Source organism: Streptomyces sennicomposti, assembly GCF_019890635.1.
In the GTDB taxonomy this organism is placed as follows: Bacteria; Actinomycetota; Actinomycetes; order Streptomycetales; family Streptomycetaceae; genus Streptomyces; species Streptomyces sennicomposti.
Map to the genome: position 1 here is coordinate 24,203 of NZ_JAIOAB010000010.1, position 16,164 is coordinate 40,366.

Annotated in this window: 13 protein-coding genes and 1 pseudogene; 8 read left to right on the plus strand and 6 right to left on the minus strand. The window is 73.1% G+C overall.

What is annotated here, in order from left to right; genetic code table 11:
• Window positions 1-179 precede the first annotated feature (179 nt).
• Entirely contained in the window at window positions 180-527 is a 348-nt protein-coding gene (locus K7787_RS08580) for a DUF1330 domain-containing protein (protein ID WP_223001003.1), read from the plus strand.
• Between the two features lie 46 nt (window positions 528-573).
• On the opposite strand, the gene K7787_RS08585 is transcribed toward K7787_RS08580, so the two are convergent.
• Both K7787_RS08585 and K7787_RS08590 read right to left on the minus strand, forming a co-directional pair.
• Complete coding sequence (locus K7787_RS08585) at window positions 574-2,271, minus strand: eCIS core domain-containing protein (RefSeq protein WP_223001004.1); 1,698 nt, start codon at window positions 2,269-2,271, stop codon at window positions 574-576.
• 490 nt (window positions 2,272-2,761) lie between these two features.
• Window positions 2,762-3,694: pseudogene (locus K7787_RS08590) on the minus strand (LysR family transcriptional regulator); the annotation flags it as partial.
• Window positions 3,695-3,879: 185 nt separating this feature from the next.
• On the opposite strand from K7787_RS08590, the gene snpA reads away from it, so the two are divergent.
• Window positions 3,880-4,578: a snapalysin gene (gene snpA / locus K7787_RS08595; RefSeq protein ID WP_164387379.1), complete on the plus strand. Its 699-nt coding sequence runs from the start codon at window positions 3,880-3,882 to the stop codon at window positions 4,576-4,578.
• 195 nt (window positions 4,579-4,773) lie between these two features.
• On the opposite strand, the gene K7787_RS08600 is transcribed toward snpA, so the two are convergent.
• Window positions 4,774-5,358 carry a TerD family protein gene (locus K7787_RS08600; RefSeq protein ID WP_019983654.1) on the minus strand — a complete coding sequence of 195 codons (585 nt, stop codon included), beginning with the start codon at window positions 5,356-5,358 and terminating at the stop codon, window positions 4,774-4,776.
• Between the two features lie 191 nt (window positions 5,359-5,549).
• Between K7787_RS08600 and K7787_RS08605 the strand changes: the two genes are divergently transcribed.
• Window positions 5,550-6,251: a class I SAM-dependent DNA methyltransferase gene (locus tag K7787_RS08605; RefSeq protein ID WP_223001006.1), complete on the plus strand. Its 702-nt coding sequence runs from the start codon at window positions 5,550-5,552 to the stop codon at window positions 6,249-6,251.
• Window positions 6,252-6,302: 51 nt separating this feature from the next.
• Here the strand turns inward: K7787_RS08605 and K7787_RS08610 are convergent, their stop codons facing one another.
• Window positions 6,303-8,702: a GH92 family glycosyl hydrolase gene (locus K7787_RS08610; protein WP_372456625.1), complete on the minus strand. Its 2,400-nt coding sequence runs from the start codon at window positions 8,700-8,702 to the stop codon at window positions 6,303-6,305.
• A 214-nt stretch (window positions 8,703-8,916) separates the two neighbouring features.
• Between K7787_RS08610 and proP the strand changes: the two genes are divergently transcribed.
• On the plus strand, window positions 8,917-10,425 hold the full coding sequence (gene proP, locus K7787_RS08615) for a glycine betaine/L-proline transporter ProP (protein WP_223001007.1): 1,509 nt from the start codon (window positions 8,917-8,919) through the stop codon (window positions 10,423-10,425).
• Window positions 10,426-10,487: 62 nt separating this feature from the next.
• Here proP and K7787_RS08620 read toward each other — a convergent pair whose 3' ends face one another.
• Both K7787_RS08620 and K7787_RS08625 read right to left on the minus strand, forming a co-directional pair.
• Window positions 10,488-10,661 (minus strand): hypothetical protein, encoded by a 174-nt coding sequence (locus tag K7787_RS08620; protein WP_019983658.1) that lies wholly within the window; start codon window positions 10,659-10,661, stop codon window positions 10,488-10,490.
• Between the two features lie 102 nt (window positions 10,662-10,763).
• On the minus strand, window positions 10,764-11,120 hold the full coding sequence (locus tag K7787_RS08625) for a PRC-barrel domain-containing protein (RefSeq protein WP_043262453.1): 357 nt from the start codon (window positions 11,118-11,120) through the stop codon (window positions 10,764-10,766).
• Between the two features lie 208 nt (window positions 11,121-11,328).
• On the opposite strand from K7787_RS08625, the gene K7787_RS08630 reads away from it, so the two are divergent.
• From K7787_RS08630 to K7787_RS08645, 4 genes are all read left to right on the plus strand, one after another.
• Window positions 11,329-12,351, plus strand: coding sequence for a LacI family DNA-binding transcriptional regulator (locus K7787_RS08630; protein ID WP_223001008.1), 1,023 nt, complete (start codon window positions 11,329-11,331; stop codon window positions 12,349-12,351).
• A 415-nt stretch (window positions 12,352-12,766) separates the two neighbouring features.
• Complete coding sequence (locus K7787_RS08635) at window positions 12,767-13,906, plus strand: lytic polysaccharide monooxygenase auxiliary activity family 9 protein (protein ID WP_223001009.1); 1,140 nt, start codon at window positions 12,767-12,769, stop codon at window positions 13,904-13,906.
• 300 nt (window positions 13,907-14,206) lie between these two features.
• Window positions 14,207-15,409 carry a cytochrome P450 gene (locus K7787_RS08640; RefSeq protein ID WP_223001010.1) on the plus strand — a complete coding sequence of 401 codons (1,203 nt, stop codon included), beginning with the start codon at window positions 14,207-14,209 and terminating at the stop codon, window positions 15,407-15,409.
• Between the two features lie 113 nt (window positions 15,410-15,522).
• Window positions 15,523-16,149, plus strand: a complete 627-nt coding sequence (locus K7787_RS08645) for a TetR/AcrR family transcriptional regulator (protein ID WP_037725458.1) — start codon at window positions 15,523-15,525, stop codon at window positions 16,147-16,149.
• The last annotated feature ends 15 nt before the right edge of the window (window positions 16,150-16,164 follow it).

Consider the following 16,164-nt stretch of genomic DNA (forward strand, 5'->3'; position numbering starts at 1 on the left):
GCCCGCGAGGCTTCCGCACGCTCGCCCGGGAGATCCCGCGCCCTTACCCGAGAGGTCATCGACCCGTTCCCCGGCGCGTGCCAGGCTCGTCCCCGTACGGAGCGACGGCCCGGACCGGCCGTACGAACCCGGCCGCGGCACTCCGCGGCCGCCACCGAGCCGACCGACCGGAGGACGCCATGACCGCGTACGCCATCGCCCACCTGCGCGAGGCCGCCCCGCACCCGGAGATCGCCGAGTACATCGAGCGGATCTCCGGCACCTTCGAGCCGTACGGCGGACGCTTCCTCGTGCACGGCGCACGGCACGAGGTGACGGAGGGCGCCTGGCCCGGCCACGTCGTCGTCATCGCCTTCCCCGGCATGACCGAGGCGCGCACCTGGTGGGACTCGCCCGCCTACCGGGAGATCGCCCCGCTGCGCTCCCGCCACATCGAGGGCGACATCATCCTGGTCCCCGGCGTCCCCGAGGGCTACGACCCCACGGCCACCGCGCGGGCGATGCGGGAGGCGCTGTCCGCCGGATGACCGCCGCCCGCGGACAGCGGGCGCCCGACGGTGGACCGGTGACGGCTCACTGGTGGATGCGGCCCCTCTGGGGAGCGCCCACGTACTTCTCCTCCGCCCGCCGCCTCGCCTCGTCGGCGGCGACCCCCTGCGCCATGAGTTCCTTCTGCAGGGCCTCCTTCAGCGGCTTGCTGCCCTGGGCCGCGGCGTTCACGGACCACGGCGTGCGGCAGGCGTAGATGAGCAGCGCCCCGTACTTCCGGAACGCCGGCGCGTTCTCGATGATGACGGGCAGCGGCGGGGTGTCGGCCTTGCGCGCCTCGGCGAACTCCTCGGCGACCGTGTCCGACCACTGGAAGTCCAGCAGCACCGCCACGTCGCAGTGCTCCACCAGCCCGGTCACCCGGTCGATCTCCAGGGTGAGTTCGCTCGCGTGGTGCGGCTGCACGTACTGGCCCGGCGCGCTGCCGGTGGGCTCCACCCCGGCGTTCGCGAACGCGCCGGGCAGCGACGCGAAGACGTCCGCCCCGGCCCCGATACGGTTCAGGCTCTGCTCCTCCTCGACGGCGAAGGCGTACTGCCGCTCGGTGTCGATGGCGATGCGGTGCTTGTCCTCGTAACCGTGGGAGAACCACGACAGCATGTGGGAGTGCTCGGGGCCGGAGGGGCTCTTGAGCATCGCGACCGTTCCCCGGCCGAGCCCCTGGATGTCGAAGGTCGCCGTCTCCAGCCGCGGCATCCGCGCCTGCCGCTCCCGCCAGAGCTGATCGGCGCCCGCGACCATGGTCCTGGCCCGCTCCTCGTACTGCTCCATGGTCTCCGGGGCGGCGGCCTGCTGCGCGGAGGAGGCGCCGGTACCCAGCTGCGCGTCCATCGCCGCCCGGGTCACCCCGTTGTCGGCCAGCTGTTTCAAGGCCACCGCGGGCGTCAGCCTCTTCACCCGCACCTCGTGGCCGCCGTTGAGCTGGATGAGCTGGTCCCACACCCAGTTGCGCTGGTCCGTGGTCAGTGCCGGGCCGTCACCGGCCCACTGCCTGAAGAAGTCGCGCGAGGTCTTGGACAGCACCCGCTGGACGGCGCCGCCCCGGGCCGGCGTCGGCGCGGGTGTGCGGCCGGCCTCCGGGGGCGTGGCCCGCTGCACGTCCGTCGTTCCCCGCCCCAGCCTGGCCGCCGTGCTCTCCGCGTCGCGCTCCAGGGCGTCGGCGGGATGACTGACGCCCGAGGGCACGCCTCCGACGCGCTGCTGGCGCACATGCTGCAACTCGTGGCGCAGGGTGTGGTCGTCCATGTCGGCCGCGCTGCGGAAGACGATGCGGTTGGTCTGCGTGGTGTACGCCTTGGCCCCGAGCGCGTCCGCCGAGTCCCGGTCGACGTGGACGCGGACGTCGCTGAAGTCCTCGCCGCCGAACTCGCTCTCCATCCGGCGCTGGACGTCCGTGCGCATCGGGCTGCCCGAGCCCCGGGTCACCGCGTCCACCCGGTCCATGGCGTCGAACTGCGGCCCCTCCTCGTCGGCGCTGCGCTGCACGGCGGCGCCGTGGCCGCAGTCCGCGCCGTGCTGATGGCGTTCCTCCGCGACCATCCGGGCCACCGCGGCGTTGCCGATCGTCCGCTGGAGGGACTGCGCGGCCGCAGCGGACAGCCGCCCGGCGCGCCCCGCGGCGGCCTGCCCGGGGCCGAGGACGGCCGGGGCCCGGTCGGCCCGTCGAAGAAGCGCCCGCTGCTGCTCTGACTCCGCGAGGCGTCGCTGCCTGTCGGCACGCATGTCCGCTTCCTCTCGTGTGGGCACGCACAGGTCAAGTCCCCATGCTGCCGGGCCGGTCGCCGGGGAGGAAGGGCGAAGGGGGCAGTCCGGGGGGAACGCCGGGCTGCCCCGGCGCACCCGGCCCCAGCCGGCCGGCCGGTGGGGCGGGCACGGCAGGCGAGGACGCCGGGCCGAGGCGGACACCGAGAGCCTCCGGGCCGTCGCCGCGAACGCCGCTCACGGCGCCGGAATACGGTGAGCGTCGTCACCGCATCCGGCCGCCGGGCGCGAGCAGGCCGGCGGTCGCGGCCCGGACGGTCCCGCCACGGCCGGCGAGGTCCCCGCCCGCGCCCGGCGCCCGGGAGACGTCCGCCGCCCGGGACGCACCCGAGGCGGACTTGCCGGCCCCGCCCGAGGCGGAGACGCGGGCCGCCCCGGACGTCCCTCGGGCCGCCCCGCCCGCGTTCGCGGCCCCGGCGGCCCCGCACAGCTCCGCGGCCCAGACCGCGCCGCCCGCGGCGGCCCGCTCCAGCCACTCCCGGTACACCGGCGACTCCCGCGCCACCTCCCGATAGGCGTCCGCCAGCTCGGCGAAGACGCCGTCGATCTCGGCCTCCGTACGGGCCGCGAGCAGGAGCCGCACCCCGATCGGGTCGCCCCGCAGCGGCCGCAGGGCGAGGTCGGAGCGCGGATGCGCGGTGGGCTGGCTCACCGTGACCACCTCCCCGGTCGCGGCCAGCGAGTACGCCGTGAGGTAGTCGCCGTGCAGGATGTCGGGCTCCTGCCCCGCCGCCCGCAACACCCGGCACAGCGCGTTCCATTCGCCGTCCACGGTGGAGTCGACCATCCACCGGTCCCCGGCGAGATCGGGCAGCGCCACCTCGCGCCGCGCCGCCGCCGGATGGTCCACGGCCAGCGTCACGAACTGCGGCTCGCGCTCCACCAGCACCCGCAGGCACAACTGCGGCGGCACCCGCAGCGGACTGCCCTCGACCTCGTGCACGAAGGCCAGGTCGAGCCGGCCCGAAGCCACCATGCCCAGCAGGGAGTTCGCCGACACGTCCATCTGCAGCGTCGGTTCGGTCCGCGGCGCCCGGCCCCGCAGCCGGCGCAGCCAGCCCGGGATGGCCCGGCTCGCGGTCGCGCCGATGCGCAGCCGGCGCCCGCCGGCGGCCCGCGCCGCCGCCGCCCTCGTCTCGGTGACGAGCGCCGCCAGTTCGGCGACCAACGGCCGGGCGCGGCTGAGCACTTCGTGCCCCAGCGGGGTGGCCCGGCACCCGGTGCGCGCCCGCACGAAGAGCTGCCCGCCCAGCGTCTGCTCGATACGCCGCAACTGGGTGCTCAACGAGGGCTGCGCCATGCCGAGTTCACGTGCGGCTCGGTGCAGGCTGCCGGAGTCCGCGATGGCGCAGAGGACGCGCAGATGTCTGACCTCGAGCTCCATGGGCGCAGCGTAGGGCGGCGCCGGGAGAGCCCGCCAGATGTTCAAATCCCAACGGAAGTGCACGAGTCGGCCCCCGATAGCTCCGCGCTATCCCCAGTTGCCATCATCCGCGGGGGCGTTGGTCTGCCCGAGACTCCTACGCAACCGATCGTTCACACCCCACAGGAACGAGTAGGAGCCCCCACATGTCACACCGCACCCGGAGCGACTCCCCGAAGTCCGGCCGCAGACTGGTCGCCCTCGCGCTCGGCCTCGGTCTGGCCTCCGCCGCGCTCGGCACCGCGGTCCCCGCCACCGCGCAGCCGGCCGCCGCTCCCTCCACCACCGCCGTCGCCGGCTACTCCCCCTACGCCGGCTCGGCCCAGGACAGCGCCGCCGACAAGGCGTTCTTCGACGCCGTGGTGCAGTCGGTCGCCAAGCGCCAGGCCGCCCAGCCGAACCTGAAGTCGGTGACCGTCTACTACAACGCCTCCCAGGCGCCGAGCTTCCGCTCGCAGATATCGAGCGCCGCCTCCATCTGGAACAGCTCGGTCTCCAACGTCAAGCTCCAGGCCACCTCGGGCAGCGCGGACTTCGCCTACTACGAGGGCAACGACTCGCGGGGCTCCTACGCCTCCACCAACGGCCACGGCAGCGGCTACATCTTCCTGGACTACGCGCAGAACCAGCAGTACGACTCCATCCGCGTCGCCGCGCACGAGACCGGCCACGTGCTGGGTCTGCCGGACCACTACAGCGGCCCGTGCAGCGAGCTGATGTCGGGCGGCGGCCCCGGCCCGTCCTGCACCAACCGCTACCCGAACGCCACCGAGCGCTCCCGCGTCAACCAGCTGTGGGCCAACGGCCTGGCCCAGGCCGTGGCCAAGCTCGCCCAGGCGCGCTGACCTCCCGCGCCGGCCCCCGCGCCGGCGCCCAGGAGCGGACCGGGGCCCGCCCCGGTCCGCACCCCTGTTCCCCGGTCCTTCCCGGCCGATCCCCCCACCGGCCGGGCGCCGCCCCACCCCGTGCGGCGGCGCCCCCACCGCACGCGGCCGGGAAGGACCGGCGCCACGCCCGCCCCCGCGGGCGGGCGCCGTCGGTCACTTGCTGACGGCGAAACGCATCAGGGCGTGCTCGTCGCCCTGCTTGATCTTCCCGGTCACGTTGATCACTTCCAGCTTCCAGGCGCCGCCGACCCGCACGGCCTTGGCCACCGCGCAGCCGTTGTCCTGGGTGAGCAGGCTCGGCCAGATGTCGGCGACCTGCTGGGAGCTGCCGCCGGTCGCGTCGTACACCTTGAAGCTGATGTTGCGCGCCTTCTGGAAGGAACTGCCCTTCTTGAACGCGGCCGCGACGAAGACGATCGAGGTGATGTTCGGCGGTATCCGGGCGAACTCGACGGTCACGGTCTCGTCGTCGCCGTCCCCGCGGCCGGTCTGGTTGTCGCCGCTGTGCACCAGGGAGCCGTTGCCCATCGGGTCCAGCGAGTCCAGGCCCGCCAGGCGGACCGGGTCCGAGCCCTGCATGGCGATGGCGATGAGGTCCAGATCGGTGCCGGTCTTGCGGCGGAGCATCCCGATGACCCCGCCGCTGGACCCCGCGGTCGGGTCCCAGGACACCCCGATGGACAGATGGGTGACACCGTCCAGGTCCGCCGGGCCGTCTTCCTTCGTCAGCGTAATCATGCGTGGATCATCCTCCGTGGTGAGATCGCGTCACCGCAAAGTCTGCACGGAAGGCGCGCTGCCGCCCACAAGTGGTCCACGGTTGACCGTTTCCTCCGTAAATGCCGTCGCGTTCCACGGCCTGCCCGGACCCCCGCCCGCCCGGTAGGGTCGGTCGCGCAGCGGCGACGAGGCGAGGGGGAGACGACCCGATGAGCAGCAACGTCTTCGGCGGACGCGACGGCGCGAGCCCGCCGCGCGACCGCACGGGCCAGGCCGAGGCGTTCGACGCCATCGGCGACCGCTACGACGAGGCCTTCCCGCACAAGGAGGGGCAGATCTCGGCCACCGAGTGGCTCGTGGCGTCCCTGCCCGCCGGGTCCCGGGTGCTGGACCTCGGCTGCGGCACGGGAGTGCCGACCGCCCGCCGGCTGACGGAGGCCGGGTTCGAGGTGGTCGGCGTGGACCTGTCGGCCGGGATGGTCGCACGGGCCCGCGCCCAGGCGCCCGGCGCGCGGTTCCACCAGGCCGACATCGCCGACCTCGGCCCCGGCGGGCCGTACGACCTCGGCGGGCCGTACGACCTCGGCCGCTTCGACGCGGTCGCGGCCTTCTTCTCCCTGCTGATGCTGCCCCGCGCCGAGATCCCCACCGCGCTCCGGACGGTCCGCCGACTGCTCGCGCCCGGGGGGCTGTTCGCGCTGTCGATGGTGGAGGCCGACGCGGACGACGTCCCGATCCCCTTCCTCGGCCGGCGCATCCGCGTCTCCGGCTACCCGCGCGCCGCCCTGCGCCAGGTGGTCGAGGAGGCCGGTTTCGACGTCGTCGAGGAGACCTCCCACGGCTACGCCCCGGCCGGAGCGGACGTACCGCCCGAGGAACACCTCTTCCTGCGCTGCCGCCGCGGCGACTGAACGGGCCCCGGCCCGCGACCGGTTGCGGTCACGGGCCGGGGGAGAGGGCGGTCAGCGCAGCGCGGGCGGGGCGGCCTGCGGCCCCGTCGCCCACTCCGACGGCCGCGGGCCGACGGTGTAGTCGAGGGTCCGCAGCGAGCGCAGCGCACCGGTGGTGAGGTAGGTCCGGTCGTAGCGCGAGCCGTCGGCCCGCAGCCCCTGCACGTACCGGTCGGCGTCCGACGTCCCGGGCGCCGTGATCGTCAGCCGGCCGTGCGGGTGGTAGCGGCGGTCCAGGGACAGGTCGACCCGGTCGAAGACCGGTGTGGACAGACCCCAGGTGTCGTATCCCGGCTGCACCGGGAACAGCCCGATGGACGACAGCACCACCCAGGCGGACATGGTGCCGAGGTCGTCGTTGCCGGTCATGCCCGTCGGGGCGTCGGTGAACAGGGTCAGCGCGGCGTGCACCACGTCGGTGGTCTTCCACGGCTGCCCGGTCGACAGATACGTGTACGGGGCGATGAGGTCGGGCTCGTTCTGCGGGTTGTACTTGTCGGCGTTGTAGTAGTCGTACGGCCCGTTGACCCACACCTCGCGCGCCGTCTTCGCCGGGTCCGCCAGCAACTGGTCGTAGGCGAAGAAGGAGTCGAGCCGGTCGTTCGCCGCCCGCGTGCCCCCGATGAGGCCGACCATCCCCGGCAGGTCCTGCGGCACCAGCCACTGGTACTGCCAGGACGTCCCCTCGTGGAAGCCCTCGCTCTGCGCGGGGTCGGCCGGCCCGGTGAAGGCGCCGGAGGCGTCGCGCGCCCGGAAGAAGCCGGTCGAGGAGTCGAAGACCGTGCGGTAGTTCCGCGACCGGGCGGCGTAGCGCTCGGCGTCCTGCCGGTGGCCGAGATCGCGGGCCATCTGCGCGAGCATCGCGTCCGACAGGGCGTACTCCAGCGTGGCCGAGGCGCCGTGGTCGTAGTCCGAGTCACCGGGCTTGGCGTGCGGGCGGCCCTTCAGGTACGGCACGAACCCGTTCGCCAGGTACTCCTTGTTGCCCTCGCGGCCCACCGCGGGCGAGGCGGCCGGCGGCACCCCGTCGGCGTTCTTCTTCAGCACCCGGTACGCCCGCTCCTCGTACCCCTTGAGCAGGCCCTGCTGGTAGGCGTTGGTGAGGAACGGCGTCACCGGGTCGCCGGTCATGATGTTCGTCTCGACCGTGCCGTAGCCCCACTTGGGCAGCCAGCCGCTCTCCTCGGCGATCCGGATCACCGAGACCGCCATGTCCCGTGCCTCGCGCGGCGCGAGCAGGGACAGCAGCTGCGACTGGGTGCGGTAGGTGTCCCACAGCGACCAGTTCTGGTAGTACGTGTACCCGTCGGCGCGGTGCACGCGCCGGTCCCAGCCGGTGTAGCGGCCGTCGGCGTCGCTGCCCACGTCGGGCGCCAGGAACGATCGGTACAGCGCCGAGTAGAAGGTGCGCCGCGAGGTGTCGCTGCCCCCGGACACCCGTACGTCCTCCAGCCGCCTCTCCCACGCGCGTTGCGCGGCGGAGCGCACGGCGTCGAACGAACGGCCGCCCTCCGCCCGCAGGTTGCCCGCCGCGCCGGCCGCGTCCACGTACGACAGCGCGGTGGTCGCCTCGACGGTACGGTCCTTCGTCGTGTCGAACCGGACGTAGGCGCCGCCGCTGCCGGTGGCCGAGCCCGGCGTCACCGTCGAGCCGTCCCAGGTGCCGTAGGAGGCGAAGGGCCGGTCGAACCGGGTGATCGTGTAGACCGTGTACGGCAGCGTGTCCTGGCAGAAGCCGCGGCCGGTGATCGCCGTGCGCACGGTGCGGTTGTCGAGGACCTCCACCTTGGTGGAGACCATCTGGTGCAGCGCCTGCCCGGCGTCGAGCAGGACGTTGGCCTTGTCGGTGGCCGGGAAGGTGTAGCGCTGCACGCCGGTGCGGGTGGACGCGGTGAGCTCGGCCTCGATGCCGGAGTCCAGGCCGACCCGGTAGTAGCCGGGACTCGCGCTCTCGTCGTCGTGGGAGAAACCGGCCGCGTACTTCGCGTAGTCGGTCTGTGTCACGTCCCCGGTGGTCGGCAGCACCGGCAGGTCGCCGCCGAGCCCGCAGCCGACGCCCGAGAGATGGACCAGGGAGAAGCCGCGGATGTGGTCCTGGGAGTAGTCGTAGCCGGTGTTGTGCCCGGTGTCGGGCGACAGCTGCACCATGCCGAACGGCACGGCGGCCCCCGGATAGGTGTTGCCCTCGTTCTGGGTGCCGATGAACGGATCGACCAGGTCGGTGAGCGGCCCGCCGCGCTGCTCGGCGGCCTGTGCGGTGACGGGCGCGGTCAGCAGCGCGGACGCCGCCACCACCCCCGCCACGCACAGGCGCAGACCGCGCAGCCGGCCGGCACGGGTGTCTGTGAAGGATCCGGCGCGCACAGGACCTCCTGTCTCGGACAACGTTGTCAAGCGATGGGTCAGGGGCATGACAGCACGGCCGGGACGGGCGGGGCAAGGGGCGCGACACAGCCGGCGGAGGCCCGACCCGCGCCGACCGGGGGAGTGCCGGTCACCACAATTCCGCCCGTCACACCCGCAACCGGACGTGACGGATCTCGCTCTCGCCGGCCGCCCCGTTTGCCACTGCCACGAGTGAGCAAGCGGTCTGAGCACGACCGCGCGCAGGCAGAGAGGAACCACCATGGCGGACAACGAAGACGGTCTCCACGACATCGACGCCGACCCGGCGGCCCTCAAACGCCATCGCACGCTGTTCCGGGCCGTCCAGCGGCGCAGAAACCCCCCGCTGCGGCGCACCGACATCACGGTCACCGACGAGGCCGCCGTGAAACGGGCGGTCAAGGCCGCCTCGCTCGGCAACGCCATGGAGTGGTTCGACTTCGGCATCTACAGCTATCTCGCGGTCACCATCGGCCATGTGTTCTTCCCGTCCGGGAACGACACCGTCCAGCTGCTGTCGTCGTTCGCGACCTTCGCCGTGTCCTTCCTGGTGCGCCCGCTCGGCGGCATGGTGTTCGGCCCGATGGGCGACAAGATCGGCCGCAAGAAGGTCCTCGCCCTGACCATGATCATGATGGCGGTCGGCACCTTCGCCATCGGCCTGATCCCGCCCTACGCCCTCATCGGCTTCTGGGCGCCCGTGCTGCTGATCCTGTTCCGGCTGGTCCAGGGCTTCTCCACGGGCGGCGAGTACGGCGGCGCCTCCACCTTCATCGCCGAGTACGCCCCCGACCGGCGGCGCGGCTTCTTCGGCAGCTTCCTGGAACTGGGCACGCTGGCCGGCTACGTCGGCGCGGCCGGCCTGGTGACGATCCTGACCTCGCTGCTCGGCAGCGACGGAATGGAGTCCTGGGGCTGGCGGGTGCCGTTCCTGGTGGCCGGGCCCATCGGCCTGATCGGCCTGTACCTGCGGCTGAAGCTCGACGAGACCCCGGCCTTCCGGAAACTGGAGGACGCCTCCCTGCACCGGGCCTCCGAGGCGGCGTCCGCCGTCGAGACCACCGGCAAGGGCGACCTGGCGAAGATCTTCCGCGACCACTGGCCGACCCTCGTCCTGTGCATCTGCCTGGTCGGCGGCTACAACATCACCGACTACATGCTGCTGTCGTACATGCCGACCTATCTGTCGGACGAGATGGGCTACTCCGAGACCCACGGCCTGCTCATCCTGATCGCCACCATGGTGGTGCTGATGCTGCTGGTCAACCAGGTGGGCCGGCTCTCCGACCGGGTCGGCCGCAAGCCGGTCCTCATGGCCGGCATGCTCGGCTTCTTCGTGCTGTCGGTCCCGGCCTTCCTGCTGGTCCAGCAAGGCGGCCTGGTGGCGGTGTCCGCCGGGATGCTGATGCTCGGCCTGTCCCTGGTGTGCCTGCTCGGGACCATGTCCGCCGCGCTGCCGGCCCTCTTCCCCACCCAGGTGCGCTACGGCTCCCTGTCCATCGGCTACAACGTCTCCACGTCCGTCTTCGGCGGCACCACACCGCTGGTGATCACCGCCCTGATCTCCGCCACCGGCAGCGAGCTGATGCCCGCCTACTACGCGATGGCGGCGGCCCTGGTCGGGGCGATCGCGGTGGCCTGCATGAAGGAGACGGCGCGCCGCCCGCTGGCCGGCTCCCCGCCGTCGGTGGCGACGCCCGAGGAGGCCGCGCGCCTGGTGGAGAGCCAGGCGGCGACCCCCCGGTTCTGACCCGGGGGCGCGGACACGAACGGGAGCCCGCCGGATCACCGGCGGGCTCCGCCATGCCGCGCTCAGCGCGCCGGACGCCTGCCGCGCCGCCCGCCGAGCCTGAGACCCAGCAGCAGCACATCGGCGACGAACACCACGATGCCGATGATCAGCAGGTACATCAGACCGGAAGCGGCGACGCCGATCACTCCGAGGACGACGGCCACCAGGACGAGGAACAGGAAGAGGGCCAGCATTTTCCGATCGCTTTCTCGGGCCGCCGGCAGAGCGCTGCCGAAGCGGCGGTGGTCAGGGACTCGTGGGCCCGGGCGGGGCCGGGGCCGCGGACGGCCGGCGCCTCACCGGCGGGCGAGCCGCCGCTGCCCGGCCGCCCCGGTCTCGTACGGCAGCCCGTAGTGCTCGAAGACCGCCGGCTCGTCCCCCACGGGAAGCTCCCCGTCGGTGTCGATGGACGGGGCGTCCTTGACGTACTTCTTGTCGTAGGCGACGTTCAGATGGCCGGGGCTCACGGTCGCCCCGGCGAGCGGCACGAACACCAGCCGCTGCCGGCCGAGCATGCCCGTCTTCACGGTGGCGAAGAACGGCTCGTCCGTGACCGTGTCGACGTAGACGGCCTCCAGCTCGCCGATCTTGCTGCCGTCGCCCCCGTGCACGGGGTGTCCCCGCCACTCGCGGATGTCCTGGGCCTCGAACATGGAGTCCTCCACTGGTGTGCGCGATTCACTGGCTGGAACATCACCTACCCCACCCCCCGGGAATTTCACGGTGCCGCGGGCCGCCGGAAGCCATCGGTCACCTCTTCGCCCGCCCGCGTCGGGGCGGCGGCGGGCACGGGGAGATCGGTTACGGGGGCGCGCGGCGCGCCGGGGCCGTAGGATCGAAGCTTCCCTGGGGGAGGTGGCCATGGGCAGGCGGCGCCCGGACACGCCGACGCTGGAGGAGGTGGCCGCCCGCGCGGGTGTGGGGCGGGGCACCGTCTCGCGCGTCGTCAACAACGCGGCGGGTGTGAAGGAGTCGACCCGGCGCGCCGTGCGCGAGGCCATCGCGGAACTGGGGTACGTCCCCAATCTGGCGGCCCGCTCCCTGGCGGGACGGCGCGCGGACGCGGTCGCCCTCGCCATGACGGAGCGGGACTGGCGGCTGTTCGGCGAGCCGTTCTTCGCCGAGACCGTGCACAGCGTCGGCGACGCCCTCGCCGAGACCGGCGTCCAGCTCCTGCTCACCCTCATCCGCACCGACGACGAGCGCAAGCGGTTCGTGGAGTACGCGCGCGGCGGCCGGGTCGACGGAGTGCTGCTGGTGTCGGTACGCGCCGACGACCCGCTGCCCGACATGCTCGCCGAGGCCCGGCTGCCCACGGTCCTGCTCGGCCGGCGCTCGGGCGCCGAACGCGTCGCCTACGTCGACGCCGACAACACCGGCGGAGCCCGCGACGCCGTCGCCCACCTCCTCGGCCGGGGCCGTACCGCGATCGCCGCCATCACCGGGCCGCTGGACATGTACGTCGCCCAGTGCCGGCTGAACGGCTACCGGGAGGCCCTGGAACGGGCGGGCCTGGGCGGCGGACCGTCCTGGACGGCCGAGGGCGACTTCACCGAGGCGAGCGGCCGCCGCGCGATGGCCGAACTCCTCGCGCGGCACCCGGACGTCGACGCGGTGCTGGCCGCCTCCGACACCACCGCCGCCGGGGCGCTCACCGCCCTGCGCGAGGCGGGCCGCCGGGTGCCCGAGGACGTCGCCGTCATCGGTTTCGACGACTTCCCGCTGGCCCGGGACACCGTCCCGCAGCTCACCACCGTCCGCCAGCCGATGGCGGAGATGGGCCGCGCGATGGTCCGCCTGCTGCTGGCGGAGACGGATGAGCACCGGGCGGGCTCCCGGCACGTGGTGCTCCCCACCGAGCTGGTGATCCGCGAGTCGGCCTGAGCACGGCGCGGGGACTCGTCCGGCGCCCCCTGCCGGGACCCGCGTCTCGTGGAAGGCCTTGCACACCGAAACTTTTCGGAGGCGCACCGGGCCGCGGACCATGGTCCGCGCGCCGACCGAAAGCCCTCTGACCAGGCCTTCGTCCACCGTCTCCCAGCTCCTCGCGTCCACAATCTTGTCAGGGACATGCGTTGCTCCTACAGTCCCGTGCAACCGGTGCTGGGAGCGCTCCCACTTCCGTGGGGTGGAGGGGGAGCGCTCCCCTGCCGCCGGTCCCGCACTCCCTCGTCCGTCCGGCGGCGCGCTCCCCAGGCGGGCGGGGGCTCCAGCACTCACCGGACACCGCACGACGAGAACGCGAACGGATCACGACGACAACGCAACGGATCATCCTCGTCCGACGGAAGGACCGAACGTGGCTCGACGCAGCAGACTCCTGTCGGTGGCGGCGGCCTTCGCCACCCTCCTCGCGGCCCTGGGGCTGACTCTCCTCGGGCAGGGCCGCGCCGAAGCGCACGGCGTGGCGATGCTCCCCGGATCGCGCACCTACCTGTGCTACCTGGACGCCCAGACCAGCACCGGCGCCCTCGACCCGACGAACCCCGCCTGCAAGGACGCGCTGGCCAAGAGCGGCGCGACGGCGCTGTACAACTGGTTCGCCGTGCTCGACTCCAATGCCGGCGGCCGGGGCGCCGGTTACGTGCCGGACGGCACCCTGTGCAGCGCGGGCGACCGGTCGCCGTACGACTTCTCGGCCTACAACGCCGCCCGCGCCGACTGGCCGAGGACGCACCTGACCTCCGGGGCGACGATCCAGGCGCAGTACAGCAACTGGGCCGCGCACCCGGGCGACTTCCGGGTCTACGTGACCAAGGCGGGCTGGTCGCCGACCGCCCAACTGCGCTGGTCCGACCTGGAGTTGATCCAGACGATCACCAACCCGCCGCAGGTGGGCTCGCCCGGCACCAACGGCGGCCACTACTACTGGGACCTGAAGCTGCCCTCCGGCCGTTCCGGCGACGCGCTGGTGTTCATCCAGTGGGTGCGTTCGGACAGCCAGGAGAACTTCTTCTCCTGCTCGGACGTCGTCTTCGACGGCGGCCACGGCGAGGTGACCGGCATCCGCGGCCAGGGCTCCTCGACGCCCACTCCCACTCCCACGCCCACCCCGACCCCCACGCCGACCCCGACCCCCACGCCGACCCCCACCCCCACGCCGACCCCCACCCCGAGCGACCCGCACACCGGCTCCTGCATGGCCGTGTACTCCGTGACCAACTCCTGGAGCGGCGGGTTCCAGGGCTCGGTGGAGGTGATGAACCACGGCACCACGCCGCTGAACGGCTGGTCGGTGGCGTGGAAGCCGGGCGCCGGCACCCGGATCGGCACCGCCTGGAACGGCACCCTGACGACGGCCGCCGACGGCACGGTCACGGTGACGAACGCGGACTACAACCGGGTCGTGCCGCCCGACGGCAGCGTCACCTTCGGCTTCACCGCCACGTCCACGGGCAACGACTACCCGATCGGCTCGATCGGCTGCGTCAATCCGTGACGACCGGATAGCCCGCAGTCCGGAGGTGGGGGCCGGCGACACCGGCCCCCACCTCGCCGCGTCCGTGCGGCCGTCCCGCGAAGCCCTGATCCGTACCTGCGCGAGACGACGGTCTCGGCCAGGAACCGTGCGTCCGAAAGCAATATTGCAGCCTCCTGCACGATTGCCTAGGGTGCCGAATACTGGAGAAATGCGACGGTCCGGGCACCGGACGCGGGCACCGGCCGCCTGCGAGGCGGTAAGACCGGCGCGCGCGGTCCGGTGCGGACGGCTCTCCCCCCACGAGAGGCGGCACCCCTCATGACCATCAGCAATCCTCGGCCCTACCCGTTCAAGGCGACCGACGAGCTCTACGTCGAACCGCGCTTCGAACAGCTCCGCGAGAACGAGCCGCTGTGCCCGGTACGGCTGCCGCACGGCGAGGCGGCCTGGCTGGTGACCCGCTACGAGGACGTGAAGACCGTACTGGGCGACCCCCGCTTCAGCCGGGCCCGCGCGGTCACCGAGGACGAGCCCCGCACCCGCCCCTACCGCGGCCTGCCCGGCAACATCCTGGAGTTCGACCCGCCCGAGCACACCCGGCTCAGGCGTGTGGTCGCCAAGGCCTTCACCGTCCGCCGGGTGGAGGAACTGCGGGTGCGCGCCCAGGCGATCGCCGACGGACTCGTCGACGCCATGATCGCCCAGGGGCCGCCCGCCGACCTGGTGGCAGGCTTCGCCCTGCCGCTGCCCGTCACGGTGATCTGCGAACTGCTCGGCGTGCCGCTGGAGGACCGTACCCGCTTCAGGCTCTGGTCGGACGCCCTGCTGTCCACCACCCGCTTCACCCCCGAGGAGGTGGAGCGGTACGCCGGCGAACTGTCCGCCTACATGGCCGCCCTGATCGCCGAACGGCGCAAGGAGCCCACGGACGACCTGCTCGGCGTGATGGTCGCCGCCCGCGACGAGGAGGAACGGCTCTCGGAGGACGAACTCGTGGCCATGGGCGTCGGCGTACTGGTCGCGGGCCACGAGACCACCGCCAGCCAGATCCCGAACTTCGTGCACACGCTGCTCGACCACCCCGACCAGCTGGCCCGCCTCCGCGCCGACCTGGACCTCGTGCCCCAGGCGGTGGAGGAGCTGATGCGGTTCGTGCCGCTCGGCGACGCCGGGATCGCCCGCTACGCCCTGGAGGACGTGGAGCTGAGCGGCGGCGTGGTGCGCGCCGGCGAACCCGTCGTCACCTCCAACGTGGCGGCCAACCGCGACGCCGCCGTCTTCACCCGCCCCGAGGAACTGGACCTGGCCCGGCAGGAGGCCTCGCACGTCGGATTCGGCCACGGCCCGCACCACTGCCTGGGCGCACAACTGGCCCGGATGGAACTCCAGGTGACCCTGCGCACCCTGCTCACCCGGCTGCCCGGCCTGCGCCTGGCCGGCACCGGCGCCGACCTCGAACGCAAGACCGGCTCCGGAGTGAAGGGCTTCTCGAAGATGCTCGTCACCTGGGACGAGACGTGACCGACCCGGCCGCCACATGCACCTGAGGCGGCGCGGCCCGAGAGCCCGGACGGGGCCCGCCCATGCGCTGCGGCCCCGTCCGCCCGCCGCCCGCCCCGGCTACGCTACGGGCCATGACTGGCGAGACCGGAACCTCCCACCGACAGCGGAGCAAGGCCCGGCGCCGGGAGGCGATCAGGCGCTCGGGCATGCGCCTGTTCGCCGAGCGGGGCTACGACGGCACCACCATCGCCGACATCGCCGAGGCGGCCGAGGTCGCCCCCCGCACCGTCTCGCTGTACTTCCCCTCCAAGCACGAGATCGCCCTGTCCGTGCCGAACGAGATCGCGGCCCGGCTCTCCGCCGTCTTCAAGGCCCGCCCCGGCGCCGGCTTCCTCGACGTCGTCGACACCTGGCTCACCGGCGAGGCCGACGCCCTGGACCCGGAACTGCTGGCCCTGCTCACCGCGATGTTCGAGGCCAACCCCGCGCTCAAGGCGCACGGCAGCAGCCAACTGGCCGAAGCGGTACGCCTCACCGGCCCCGCGCTCGCCGCCGCGACCGGACTCCCCGAGACCCACCCGATGCACGCCGTCATCGGCTCCGCCGTGGGCGGCGCCCTGAGCCAGTACTTCGGCGCCGTCCTGCGGCACGACGACGCCCCCGCGCACCACCCCCTCTTCATGGCCTGCCTGCGCGCCCTCGTCGACACCGCCCGGCAGGGCGCCCCCGCGCATCCGGCGGACCCGCACACCACCTGACGATCTTCTTCGCAC

Excerpts from the sequence above, each read along its gene's own strand:
- K7787_RS08580 (WP_223001003.1), top strand. The coding sequence starts at position 180 with ATGACCGCGTACGCCATCGCCCACCTGCGCGAGGCCGCCCCGCACCCG.
- K7787_RS08585 (WP_223001004.1), bottom strand. The coding sequence starts at position 2,271 with ATGCGTGCCGACAGGCAGCGACGCCTCGCGGAGTCAGAGCAGCAGCGG.
- snpA (WP_164387379.1), top strand. The coding sequence starts at position 3,880 with ATGTCACACCGCACCCGGAGCGACTCCCCGAAGTCCGGCCGCAGACTG.
- K7787_RS08600 (WP_019983654.1), bottom strand. The coding sequence starts at position 5,358 with ATGATTACGCTGACGAAGGAAGACGGCCCGGCGGACCTGGACGGTGTC.
- K7787_RS08605 (WP_223001006.1), top strand. The coding sequence starts at position 5,550 with ATGAGCAGCAACGTCTTCGGCGGACGCGACGGCGCGAGCCCGCCGCGC.
- K7787_RS08610 (WP_372456625.1), bottom strand. The coding sequence starts at position 8,702 with ATGCCCCTGACCCATCGCTTGACAACGTTGTCCGAGACAGGAGGTCCT.
- proP (WP_223001007.1), top strand. The coding sequence starts at position 8,917 with ATGGCGGACAACGAAGACGGTCTCCACGACATCGACGCCGACCCGGCG.
- K7787_RS08620 (WP_019983658.1), bottom strand. The coding sequence starts at position 10,661 with ATGCTGGCCCTCTTCCTGTTCCTCGTCCTGGTGGCCGTCGTCCTCGGA.
- K7787_RS08625 (WP_043262453.1), bottom strand. The coding sequence starts at position 11,120 with ATGTTCGAGGCCCAGGACATCCGCGAGTGGCGGGGACACCCCGTGCAC.
- K7787_RS08630 (WP_223001008.1), top strand. The coding sequence starts at position 11,329 with ATGGGCAGGCGGCGCCCGGACACGCCGACGCTGGAGGAGGTGGCCGCC.
- K7787_RS08640 (WP_223001010.1), top strand. The coding sequence starts at position 14,207 with ATGACCATCAGCAATCCTCGGCCCTACCCGTTCAAGGCGACCGACGAG.
- K7787_RS08645 (WP_037725458.1), top strand. The coding sequence starts at position 15,523 with ATGACTGGCGAGACCGGAACCTCCCACCGACAGCGGAGCAAGGCCCGG.